Annotated in this window: 10 protein-coding genes; all 10 read left to right on the forward strand. The window is 74.6% G+C overall.

Annotation, left to right across the window (positions count from 1 at the left end):
* Positions 1–111 precede the first annotated feature (111 nt).
* The 10 genes from ABD353_RS15805 (at position 112) to ABD353_RS15850 (ending at position 10,446) form a co-directional block, all read left to right on the forward strand.
* Positions 112–1,209, forward strand: a complete 1,098-nt coding sequence (locus ABD353_RS15805; RefSeq protein ID WP_344624224.1) for a quinone-dependent dihydroorotate dehydrogenase — start codon at positions 112–114, stop codon at positions 1,207–1,209.
* A 168-nt stretch (positions 1,210–1,377) separates the two neighbouring features.
* Positions 1,378–2,169, forward strand: coding sequence for an iron-sulfur cluster-binding protein (locus tag ABD353_RS15810; protein ID WP_344624225.1), 792 nt, complete (start codon positions 1,378–1,380; stop codon positions 2,167–2,169).
* Positions 2,169–3,122 carry a dihydroorotate dehydrogenase gene (locus ABD353_RS15815; protein WP_344624226.1) on the forward strand — a complete coding sequence of 318 codons (954 nt, stop codon included), beginning with the start codon at positions 2,169–2,171 and terminating at the stop codon, positions 3,120–3,122. Before ABD353_RS15810 ends, ABD353_RS15815 begins: the two co-directional genes overlap by 1 nt.
* Positions 3,123–3,238: 116 nt before the next feature.
* Positions 3,239–4,078, forward strand: coding sequence for an orotidine-5'-phosphate decarboxylase (pyrF, locus tag ABD353_RS15820; RefSeq protein ID WP_344624227.1), 840 nt, complete (start codon positions 3,239–3,241; stop codon positions 4,076–4,078).
* A 233-nt stretch (positions 4,079–4,311) separates the two neighbouring features.
* Entirely contained in the window at positions 4,312–4,638 is a 327-nt protein-coding gene (gene mihF / locus ABD353_RS15825; RefSeq protein ID WP_030268416.1) for an integration host factor, actinobacterial type, read from the forward strand.
* 48 nt (positions 4,639–4,686) lie between these two features.
* Positions 4,687–5,244 carry a guanylate kinase gene (gene gmk, locus ABD353_RS15830; protein ID WP_344624228.1) on the forward strand — a complete coding sequence of 186 codons (558 nt, stop codon included), beginning with the start codon at positions 4,687–4,689 and terminating at the stop codon, positions 5,242–5,244.
* Between the two features lie 69 nt (positions 5,245–5,313).
* The gene (gene rpoZ, locus ABD353_RS15835) at positions 5,314–5,580 is read left to right on the forward strand and encodes a DNA-directed RNA polymerase subunit omega (RefSeq protein ID WP_030240625.1); all 267 of its coding nucleotides are present in this window, start codon (positions 5,314–5,316) and stop codon (positions 5,578–5,580) included.
* Between the two features lie 143 nt (positions 5,581–5,723).
* Positions 5,724–6,926 (forward strand): bifunctional phosphopantothenoylcysteine decarboxylase/phosphopantothenate--cysteine ligase CoaBC, encoded by a 1,203-nt coding sequence (coaBC, locus tag ABD353_RS15840; RefSeq protein WP_344624229.1) that lies wholly within the window; start codon positions 5,724–5,726, stop codon positions 6,924–6,926.
* A 147-nt stretch (positions 6,927–7,073) separates the two neighbouring features.
* Entirely contained in the window at positions 7,074–8,282 is a 1,209-nt protein-coding gene (gene metK, locus ABD353_RS15845) for a methionine adenosyltransferase (protein WP_344624230.1), read from the forward strand.
* 97 nt (positions 8,283–8,379) lie between these two features.
* Positions 8,380–10,446, forward strand: a complete 2,067-nt coding sequence (locus ABD353_RS15850) for a primosomal protein N' (protein ID WP_344624231.1) — start codon at positions 8,380–8,382, stop codon at positions 10,444–10,446.
* Positions 10,447–10,694: the final 248 nt, after the last annotated feature.

The raw sequence follows: 10,694 nt of genomic DNA on the forward strand, positions 1-10,694 counted from the left end.
ACCGTGGGGGGCACCGGAGACCTTGGTGCCCCCCACACCCTCCCCTCCCGCCGCCCGACCACCGCCCCTGTTGGACGGGCTTCGCCCGACGACCCCAACAGGAAGGGCGCTGTGTACAAGCTCCTGTTCGACCTGGTCTTCAAGAAGATGGACCCGGAGAAGGCCCACCACCTCGCCTTCTTCTGGATCCGGCTGGCCGCTTCCGTCCCGGGCCTGCGGCAGCTCGTGAAGGCCGTCCTCGCCCCGCGCGACCCCGCGCTGCGCACCACCGCGCTCGGCCTGGACCTGCCCGGCCCGTTCGGCCTCGGCGCCGGCTTCGACAAGGACGGCATCGGCATCGACGGCCTGTCGATGCTCGGCTTCGACTTCGTCGAGATCGGCACCGTCACCGGTGAGCCGCAGCCCGGCAACCCCGCCCCGCGGCTGTTCCGGCTGATCGAGGACCGCGCCCTGATCAACCGGATGGGCTTCAACAACCAGGGCTCCGTCCGGGTCGCCGCCCGCCTCACCGGCCGGATCCGCGCCACCGGCACCCCGATCGTCGGCATCAACATCGGCAAGACCAAGGTCGTCGAGGAGGCCGACGCCACCGAGGACTACCTGAAGTCCACCCGGCGCCTCGCCCCGCACGCCGACTACCTGGTCGTCAACGTCTCCTCGCCGAACACCCCCGGCCTGCGGAACCTGCAGGCCGTGCAGATCCTCGGCCCGCTGCTGTGGGACGTCCGCAAGGCCGCCGACGAGGTCACCCCGCACCACGTCCCGCTGCTGGTGAAGATCGCCCCCGACCTCGCCGACGAGGACATCGACGAGATCGCCGACATGGCCCTCACCCTCGGCCTGGACGGCATCATCGCCACCAACACCACCATCGGCCGCGAGGGGCTCGCCACCGACGCCGCCCGGGTCGAGGAGATCGGCATGGGCGGGCTCTCCGGCGCGCCGCTCAAGGCCCGCTCGCTGGAGGTGCTGCAGCGGCTGCGCGCCCGCACCGAGGGCCGCCTGGCGATCATCTCGGTCGGCGGCGTCGAGACGGCCGAGGACGCCTGGCAGCGGATCGTGCACGGCGCCGACCTGGTGCAGGGCTACAGCGCCTTCGTCTACGAGGGGCCGTTCTGGATGCGGCGGGTCCACAAGGGCCTCTCCGCGCGCCTGAAGGCCTCCGGGTACCGGACGATCGCCGACGCCGTCGGCACCGCCAAGGCGTAGCGCCCGCGCCCCGGGCGCCCCGCCAGGGGCGCGGGGAACGGGACGGGGCGGGAGGATCGTGGCGTGACCTGCGGGCCTCCCGGCGAGTTGCAGGTGTGGACGCGGGACTCCGGGCGCGGACGTGCGCCGCGCCCCGGGGCGTCCCGGATCGATCGAGAGGTGTCGGACATGGCCCATCCGGTGCGGTGGCGGGCGGAGGTGTACGGGTGCACGGCGGAGGGCGCGTACCACCGCCTGGTGCTGGAGGTGCCCGAGGCCGCGTCCCGCGCCCGGCCGGGCCACTTCGCCTCGCTGGCCGGCGACCACGCGGTGGTCCGCGAGGCCGTCCCGATCGCCCGGGCCGACGCCTCCGCCGACACCCTGGAGCTGCTGGTCGCCGACGGCCCCCGCAGCGGGCCGCTCGACCTGATCGCCCCGCTCGGCACGCCCTTCCCCGTCCCCGACGCACCCGTGAAGGCGCTGCTGGTCGGCCACGGCCAGCACGCCGCCCCGCTGCCGGCCCTCGGCGAGCAGCTCACCGCCCGCGGCGGCCAGCTCGGCTACCTGCTGGGCGCGCCGACCGCCGCCGCCCTGCACGGCGTCGACTCGGCCCGGGCGCTCACCCAGGACGTGCTGGTGGTGACCGAGGACGGCTCGGCCGGCCTCACCGGCCTGGTCAGCGACCCGGTCGCGCAGGCCGCCCGGGCGATCGACGCCTCGGTGGTCTACGCGGCCGGCCCGCCCGACGTCCTCGCACTGACCGCCGCGGCCGCCGCCGACCTCGGCATCCGCTGCTGGGCGCTGCTCGCCACCGACCTGCCCTGCGGCACCGGGCTGTGCGCGGCGTGCGTCGTCCCGGTGGTCGGCGCGGACGGCGTCAGCCGGTTCGCCCGGGTCTGCACGGAGGGCCCGGTGTTCGACGCCACGCGGGTCCGCTGGGCGGACATCGGGGCGGTGCCGGCCGATCTGGAGGGGGCCTGATGGACCCGCAGGACGTCGACCTCACCGCACCCTTCGGCCCGCTGACCCTGCCGAACCCGCTCACCACCGCGGCCGGCTGCGCCGGTCCCGTCCGCGAGCTCGCCAAGTTCGTCCCGCTGGACGCGCTGGGCTCGGTCACCACCCGGACGATCATGCCGCGGCCGCGGGCCGGCCACCCCACGCCGCGGGCCGCCGCCACCCCGGCCGGGCTGCTCACCGCGCTCGGCCTGCCCGGACCCGGCATCGACGCCTTCGTCGAGAAGGAGCTGCCCTGGCTGGCGGAGCGCGGCGCCCGGGTGGTGGTGTCGATCGCGGGGGAGCGGATCGAGGAGTTCGCCGCCCTGGCGGCCCGGCTCGGCGGACTGCCCGGCGTGGTCGGCCTGGAACTGAACATCGGCGGCCCCAGCCACGCCGACCTCGGCCTGGTCTTCGCCGCGAACCCGGCGATCTCCTACGACCTCGTCCGGGCGGTGCGCCGGGCGGCCCCCGCCGACCTGCCGGTCTACGCGAAGCTGGCGCCCGACGTGCTGTCGATCACCGACATCGCGGCGGCCTGCGTCCGGGCCGGCGCGGACGGCCTCTCCATGATCAACACCGTGCCCGGGATGGACATCGACCCGGACACCCTGCGCCCCTCGCTCGCCGCCGGGCCCGGCGGGCTCTCCGGACCGGCCGTGCGGCCGGTGGCGCTGCGCTGCGTGCACCTGGTGCACGCGGCGATGCTGGCCGGACGCCTGCCCACCGTGCCGATCCTCGGCATGGGCGGGGTCACCGACGGCCGGGACGCGCTGGCCTTCGCCGCGGCCGGCGCCGGCGGCGTCGCGATCGGCTCCGCTCTGCTGCACGACCCCACGGCCCCGCTGCGCATCCTCGACGAGCTGCGCACCGAGCTCGCCTCCCGCGGCCTCGCCGCCTTCACCGACGCCGTCGGCCTGGCCCACCGCCGCGACTGACACCCCACCCGACCCGGCACCACCCCGCACGACCCCGGCACGCCCCGCACGACCTGTACGACCCGCGCGACCCCGTACGAGACCCGTACGACGACCCCTACGACCGGAGGACACCCATGACCACCCTCGCCCCGTTCGGCGCCCGCCTGCGCCACGCCCTCGACACCCGCGGCCAGCTCTGCGTCGGCATCGACCCGCACGCCTCGCTGCTCGCCGCCTGGGGCCTCGGCGACGACGTCGCGGGCCTGGAGTCCTTCTCCCGCACCGTGGTGGAGGCGCTGGCCGACCGGGTCGCCGTGCTCAAGCCGCAGGCCGCCTTCTTCGAGCGCTTCGGCTCGAAGGGCATCGCCGTCCTGGAGCGCTGCACGGCCGACGCCCGGGCCGCCGGTGCGCTGGTCGTGATGGACGCCAAGCGCGGCGACATCGGCTCGACCATGGCCGCCTACGCGGAGACCTTCCTCGCGCCGGGCAGCCCGCTGTTCTCTGACGCGCTCACCGTCAGCCCGTACCTGGGCTTCGGTTCGCTGCAGCCCGCGGTGGACCTGGCCCGCGCCAACGGCTGCGGCCTGTTCGTGCTGGCGCTGACCTCCAACCCGGAGGGGGCCGAGGTGCAGCGCGCCGTCGCCGCGGACGGCGAGAGCGTGGCGCAGGGCGTGCTGCGCCGGCTCGCGGCGGAGAACGCCGGCGCCGAGCCGCTCGGCTCCTTCGGCGCGGTGGTCGGCGCGACCCTCTCCGAGGCGGGCGCGGACCTCGCGATCAACGGCCCGCTGCTCGCCCCCGGCGTGGGTGCGCAGGGCGCCACCGCGGCCGATCTGCCGAGGGTCTTCGGCGACTCCGTGCGCAACGTCGTGCCGAGCGTCAGCCGCGACGTGCTGAAGCACGGACCGTCGGTCGCGGCACTCCGAGAGGCGGCGGAACGATTCGCCCAGGATGTGAGCGGCGTCACAAAGGGCTGATCAACCGTCGCTGAGAGCGGTTGATTTGCCCGGAAAAGTCCTGTGTCTGCCCCGGCTGACCAGGACTTTTCGTGTTCTTTTCCTGACGTGGCGGCCTAAGTTGGGTAGTGTCCGGCGGTAGGTCACCGGAAGGCGACGGAATTCCGCCGCCGCGCAGGTCAGAGCCTGCTCTCCGGAGGCCGGGCACCACCAGTCATAGCTCATCCCTTCCATCCATACCTGAGGTGAACGGCGTGGCTCTTCCGCCCCTTACCCCCGAACAGCGCGCCGCTGCGCTCGCCAAGGCCGCCGAAGCTCGGCGGAAGCGCGCCGACGTGAAGAACAAGCTCAAGCACTCCGGTGCGTCGCTGCACGACGTGATCAAGGCCGGCAAGGCGGACGACGAGGTCATCGGCAAGATGAAGGTCTCCGCCCTGCTCGAGAGCCTGCCCGGCGTCGGCAAGGTGCGCGCCAAGCAGATCATGGAGCGCCTCGGCATCTCCGAGAGCCGTCGTGTGCGCGGTCTCGGTACCAACCAGATCGCCTCCCTGGAGCGGGAGTTCGGCGGCGCGGCCACCTGAGCCGGGCCCCTGGTCCCCGGACGGTCCGCGATCCGGGATAATCGGTGCATGAGTGAGCGTCCGCGGCTGACCGTGCTCTCCGGCCCCTCCGGGGTCGGCAAGAGCACGGTCGTCGCTCATATGAGGAAGATGCACCCCGAGGTCTGGCTCTCGGTGTCGGCGACGACCCGCCACCCGAGGCCGGGCGAGAAGGACGGGGTCCAGTACCACTTCGTCGACAACGACCAGTTCGACAAGCTGATCGCCAACGGCGAGCTGCTGGAGTGGGCCGTGTTCGCCGGCAACCGCTACGGCACCCCCCGGCAGGCGGTCCAGGACCGGCTCGACCGCGGCGAGCCCGTCCTGCTGGAGATCGACCTGCAGGGCGCCCGGCAGGTGCGCGAGTCGATGCCCGAGGCCCAGCTGGTGTTCCTGGCCCCTCCGAGCTGGGACGAGCTGGTCCGCCGCCTCACCGGCCGCGGCACCGAGCCCCAGCACGTGATCGACCAGCGGCTCGACGCGGCCAAGGTCGAGCTGGCGGCCGAGACCGAGTTCGACACGACCCTTGTCAACACCTCCGTCGAGCAGGTAGCGGCCGAACTGCTAGCCTTGCTCGGTGTAGTCTGACCCGATCGGCTCGTCGAGCCGCTCGTCAGACTGTGTGAGACCACAAATCCACTTTCGGAAGGTTTTCGCGTGTCCTCTTCGATGACCGCGCCCGAGGGCATCATCAACCCGCCGATCGACGAGCTCCTCGAGGCGACGGACTCCAAGTACAGCCTCGTGATCTACGCCGCCAAGCGCGCCCGCCAGATCAACGCGTACTACTCCCAGCTCGGCGAGGGCCTGCTGGAGTACGTCGGCCCGCTGGTCGACACCCACGTGCACGAGAAGCCGCTGTCGATCGCGCTGCGCGAGATCAACGCCGGCATGCTCACCGCCGAGGCGATCGAGGCCGCCTGAGCCTCCCCCCTGCGCAGGGCCCGCCGGACGTGTTCCGGCGGGCCCTGCGCTGTGCTCCGGGTCATGGTGCACCGGCCGTCTGATGCGCCGTAGGGTGAGGGCGAGCCCCACCCGGGCGAGGCCGGACAAGGAGATCCACCCCCATGAACGCACCGCGCGTCGTCCTCGGCGTCAGCGGCGGCATCGCCGCCTACAAGGCCTGCGAGCTGCTGCGACGGTTCACCGAGTCCGGCCACCAGGTCACCGTGGTGCCGACCGAGGCCGCCCTGCACTTCGTCGGCGAGGCCACCTGGGCCGCGCTCTCCGGCCGCCCGGCCGCCACCGAGACCTGGGAGAGCGTGCACGAGGTGCCGCACGTGCGGATCGGCCAGAACGCCGACCTCGTCGTCGTCGCCCCCGCCACCGCCGACCTGCTCGCCAAGGCCGCCCACGGCCTGGCCGACGACCTGCTCACCAACACGCTGCTCACCGCCCGCTGCCCGGTGGTGCTCGCCCCCGCGATGCACACCGAGATGTGGGAGCACCCGGCCACCCAGGAGAACGTCGCCACGCTGCGCCGCCGCGGCACCGTGGTGCTGGAGCCCGCCGTCGGCCGGCTCACCGGCAAGGACACCGGCAAGGGCCGGCTGCCCGAGCCCTCCGAGATCTTCGAGGCCTGCCGCCGGGTGCTCGCCCGCGGCGCCGCCGAGCAGGACCTGGCCGGCCGGCACGTGGTGGTCTCCGCCGGCGGCACCCGCGAGCCGCTCGACCCGGTGCGCTTCCTCGGCAACCGCTCCTCCGGCAAGCAGGGCTACGCGCTGGCCGCGACCGCCGCCGCCCGCGGCGCCCGGGTCACCCTGCTCTCCGCCAACGCCGAGCTGCCCGACCCCGCGGGCGTGGACGTCGTCCGGGTGTCCACCGCGCTGCAGCTGCGCGAGGCCGCGCACAAGGCCGTCCTGGACGCCGACGCCGTGGTGATGGCCGCCGCGGTCGCCGACTTCCGCCCGGCCGAGTACGCCACCGGCAAGATCAAGAAGGTGGAGGGCGTCGACCCGGCCCCGGTCGTGCTCGTGCGCAACCCCGACATCCTCGCCGAGCTCTCCGCCGAGCGGGCCCGCCCCGGCCAGCTGGTGGTCGGCTTCGCCGCCGAGACCGACGACGTGCTCGCCAACGGCCGGGCCAAGCTCGCCCGCAAGGGCTGCGACCTCCTCGTGGTCAACGAGGTCGGCGACGGCAAGGCGTTCGGCCAGGACACCAACGCGGCCACCGTCCTCGCCGCCGACGGCGGCGAGACCCAGGTGCCGCACGGCCCCAAGGAGGTCCTCGCGGACGCCGTCTGGGACGCCGTGGCCGCCCGTCTCGGCTGACCAGACGGGGCGACGGTCACACGACTGCCGCACAAGGGGAGTGCCCGCCGACGGTGCTCCCCCGTTACACTCCAGGAATCAAGTCTTTCCGGATGCCCCGAAGACCGGGGCATTCAGTCAGCAGCCGCTGCAACCCCAGGGAGCGCTGTGTCTCGCCGCCTGTTCACCTCGGAGTCCGTCACCGAGGGACACCCCGACAAGATCGCTGACCAGATCAGCGACACCATCCTGGACGCCCTCCTCAAGGAGGACCCGGCCTCGCGCGTCGCCGTGGAGACCCTGATCACCACCGGCCTGGTGCACATCGCCGGCGAGGTCACCACCAAGGCCTACGTGCCGATCGCGCAGCTCGTCCGGGACAAGATCCTCGAGATCGGCTACGACAGCTCGAAGAAGGGCTTCGACGGCGCCTCCTGCGGCGTCTCGGTCTCGATCGGCTCGCAGTCCCCGGACATCGCCCAGGGTGTCGACACCGCGCACGAGCACCGCGTCGAGGGCGAGGACGACGAGCTCGACAAGCAGGGCGCCGGCGACCAGGGTCTGATGTTCGGCTACGCGTGCGACGACACGCCGGAGCTGATGCCGCTGCCGATCACCCTCGCGCACCGGTTCTCCCGCCGCCTGTCCGAGGTCCGCAAGAACGGGACCATCCCGTACCTGCGCCCCGACGGCAAGACCCAGGTCACCATCGAGTACGACGGCGACAAGGCCGTCCGCCTCGACACCGTCGTGGTCTCCTCGCAGCACGCGAGCGACATCGACCTGGAGTCGCTGCTCACCCCGGACATCCGCGAGTTCGTCGTGGAGCCGGAGCTGAAGGCGCTCGCCGACGAGGGCATCAAGCTCGTCACCGAGGGCTACCGCCTGCTGGTCAACCCGACCGGCCGCTTCGAGATCGGCGGCCCGATGGGCGACGCCGGCCTCACCGGCCGCAAGATCATCATCGACACCTACGGCGGCTACGCCCGCCACGGCGGCGGCGCCTTCTCGGGCAAGGACCCGTCCAAGGTCGACCGCTCCGCCGCGTACGCGATGCGCTGGGTGGCGAAGAACATCGTCGCCGCGGGCCTCGCCCGCCGCGCCGAGGTGCAGGTCGCGTACGCGATCGGCAAGGCCGAGCCGGTCGGCCTGTTCGTCGAGACCTTCGGCACCGAGACCGTCCCCGTCCTGGACATCCAGAAGGCCGTCACCGAGGTCTTCGACCTCCGCCCGGCCGCGATCATCCGCGACCTGGACCTGCTGCGCCCGATCTACGCCCAGACCGCCGCGTACGGCCACTTCGGCCGTGAGCTGCCGGACTTCACCTGGGAGCGCACCGACCGCGTCGAGGAGCTGAAGAAGGCCGTCAGCGCCTGACCCACCTGCCCCGGCAGTCCGCAGGCGGCGGCCACCCCCACGGGGGTGGCCGCCGCCTGCGTCGGTCTGTCGGCGCGATCTGATAGCCATGAGGGCGATGAGCAGCACAGACGGCGCCGGCGAACAGCTGGCCTTCATCCGGGAGACGGTCCGCCGGTCCAGGCCGCGGGCGGCCCGCGGCACCGAGCTGGCCGCGGAGCTGCCGGTCGCCCGGGTCCTGGTCGACAAGGGCGTGCTCAGCCTCGACCAGTACTTCGACTACGCGGTGCCGGCGGCGATGGCCGAGGACGCCCGGCCCGGCGTCCGGGTCCGCGTCCGCTTCGGCGCCCGCGTCGGCGCCTCCGGCCGGCGCGAGGGCGGTGCCCTGCACGACGGCTACGTCGTCGAGCGGCTCGCCTCCTCCGACTACGCCGGCCCGCTCGCCCCGCTCGCCCGGGTGGTCTCGCCCGAATGCGTCCTCACCCCCGCCCTGCTGCGGCTCTGCCGCGCGGTCGCCGACCGGTACGCCGGCACCCTCGCCGACGTGCTGCAACTGGCCGTACCGCCGCGACACGCCCGGGCCGAGTCCGAGCCCTCGCCCGCACCGCTGCCCCCGCCGCCCGCCCCCGAACCCGGCAGCTGGGCCCGCTACCCGCAGGGCCCGGCCTTCCTCGGCTCGCTCGCCGCCGGCCACGCGCCCCGCGCGGTGTGGACGGCGCTGCCCGGGCCCGACTGGCCGCAGGAGATCGCCCGCGCGGTCGCCGCCGCGCTCGCCGGCGGCCGGGGCGCACTCGCCGTCCTGCCGGACGGCCGCGCCGTCGCCCGGGTCGACGCCGCACTCACCGCCCTGCTCGGCCCCGGCCGGCACACCGTGCTCGCCGCCGACGCCGGACCCGAGGAGCGCTACCGGCACTGGCTCGCCGTCAGCCGGGGCTCCGTCCGGGCCGTGATCGGCACCCGGGCCGCCGTCTTCGCCCCCGTCCGCGACCTCGGGCTGCTCGCCGTCTGGTCCGACGGCGACTCCAGCCACAGCGACCCCAACGCGCCCCACCCGCACGTCCGCGAGGTCGCCCTGCTGCGGGCCGCCGACGAAGGCGCCGGCGTGCTGCTCGGCGGCCTCTCCACCACCGTCGAGGCCGCCCAGCTGGTCGCCACCGGCTGGGCCCGCCCGCTGACCGCCGACCGGGAGACCGTCCGGGCGCTCGCCCCGCGGATCCGCACCGTCACCGACCACGACCAGGCCCGGGACGCCGCCGCCCAGGCCGCCCGGCTGCCCTCGGTGGCCTGGGAGACCGCCCGCGACGCACTGACCCGCGGGCCCGTCCTCATCCAGGTGCCCCGGCGCGGCTACCTCCCCCGGCTCGCCTGCGGCCGCTGCCGCACCCCGGCCCGCTGCCGGCGCTGCGCCGGCCCGCTGGAGGCCGGCGGCGCCGACACCCCGCCGCAGTGCAGCTGGTGCGGCACGCCCGAGACGGACTGGCACTGCGTCGAGTGCGGCTCCTTCCGGATGCGCGCCCAGGTCGTCGGCGCCCGGCGCACCGCGGAGGAACTCGGCAAGGCCTTCCCCCGGGTGCCCGTCCGCACCTCCGGGCGGGACGCGGTACTCGCCACGGTGCCCGGCACGCCCTCCCTGGTGATCGCCACACCCGGCGCCGAACCCCTCGCCGAGGGCGGCTACGCCGCCGCCCTCCTGCTCGACGGCTGGGCCCTGCTCAACCGGCCCGACCTGCGGGCCGGCGAGGAGGCGCTGCGGCGCTGGCTGACCGCCGCGGCCCTCGTCCGGCCGGCCGGCGCGGGCGGCACCGTGGTGGTCGTCGCCGAGCCGACCGCCCGGCCCGTGCAGGCCCTCGTCCGGTGGGACCCGGCCGGGCACGCCGCGACCGAGCTCGACGAACGGGTCGAACTGCACTTCCCGCCGGTCTCCCGGATGGCCTCGGTGACCGGCTCGCCGCAGGCCGTCGCCGACCTGCTCGGACTGCTGCGGCTGCCCGAGGGCGCCGACGTCCTGGGGCCCGTGCCGGTCCCCGCCGGCCGCGGCGAGGAGCTGGAGCGCGCCCTGATCCGGGTCGCGCCCGGCCGCGGGGCGGCGCTGGCCGCGGCGCTGAAGGCCGCGCAGATCGCGCGGATGGCGCTGCGGACGGGGGAGCAGGTGCGGATCCGGGTCGACCCGCCGGACATCGGCTGAGGCGGGGCGGTTCGGGGCCCGGTCGGGGCGCCGGGCGGCGCGGCTGCGGCCGGTCGGCGGGGTCGTTTCGTGTTGGTGGGGGTGGGTGTGCGGCCGGGTGTGTTGGCGCGTGGGTTTCGTGTCGGACGTGCTCGGCTGAGGTGGGGCCCGGGTGCTGGGTGCCACGGCTGCGGCCGGTCGGTGGGGCCGCTTGGTGTTGGTGGGGGTGGGTGTGCGGCCGGGTGTGTTGGCGCGTGGGTTTCGTGTCG

Origin of the sequence: Kitasatospora arboriphila (assembly GCF_039528095.1) — a bacterium.
In the GTDB taxonomy this organism is placed as follows: Bacteria; Actinomycetota; Actinomycetes; order Streptomycetales; family Streptomycetaceae; genus Kitasatospora; species Kitasatospora arboriphila.

Coding starts and splice junctions, on each gene's coding strand:
- gmk (WP_344624228.1), top strand. CDS start 4,687: ATGAGTGAGCGTCCGCGGCTGACCGTGCTCTCCGGCCCCTCCGGGGTC.
- ABD353_RS15815 (WP_344624226.1), top strand. CDS start 2,169: ATGGACCCGCAGGACGTCGACCTCACCGCACCCTTCGGCCCGCTGACC.
- pyrF (WP_344624227.1), top strand. CDS start 3,239: ATGACCACCCTCGCCCCGTTCGGCGCCCGCCTGCGCCACGCCCTCGAC.
- ABD353_RS15810 (WP_344624225.1), top strand. CDS start 1,378: ATGGCCCATCCGGTGCGGTGGCGGGCGGAGGTGTACGGGTGCACGGCG.
- ABD353_RS15850 (WP_344624231.1), top strand. CDS start 8,380: ATGAGCAGCACAGACGGCGCCGGCGAACAGCTGGCCTTCATCCGGGAG.
- coaBC (WP_344624229.1), top strand. CDS start 5,724: ATGAACGCACCGCGCGTCGTCCTCGGCGTCAGCGGCGGCATCGCCGCC.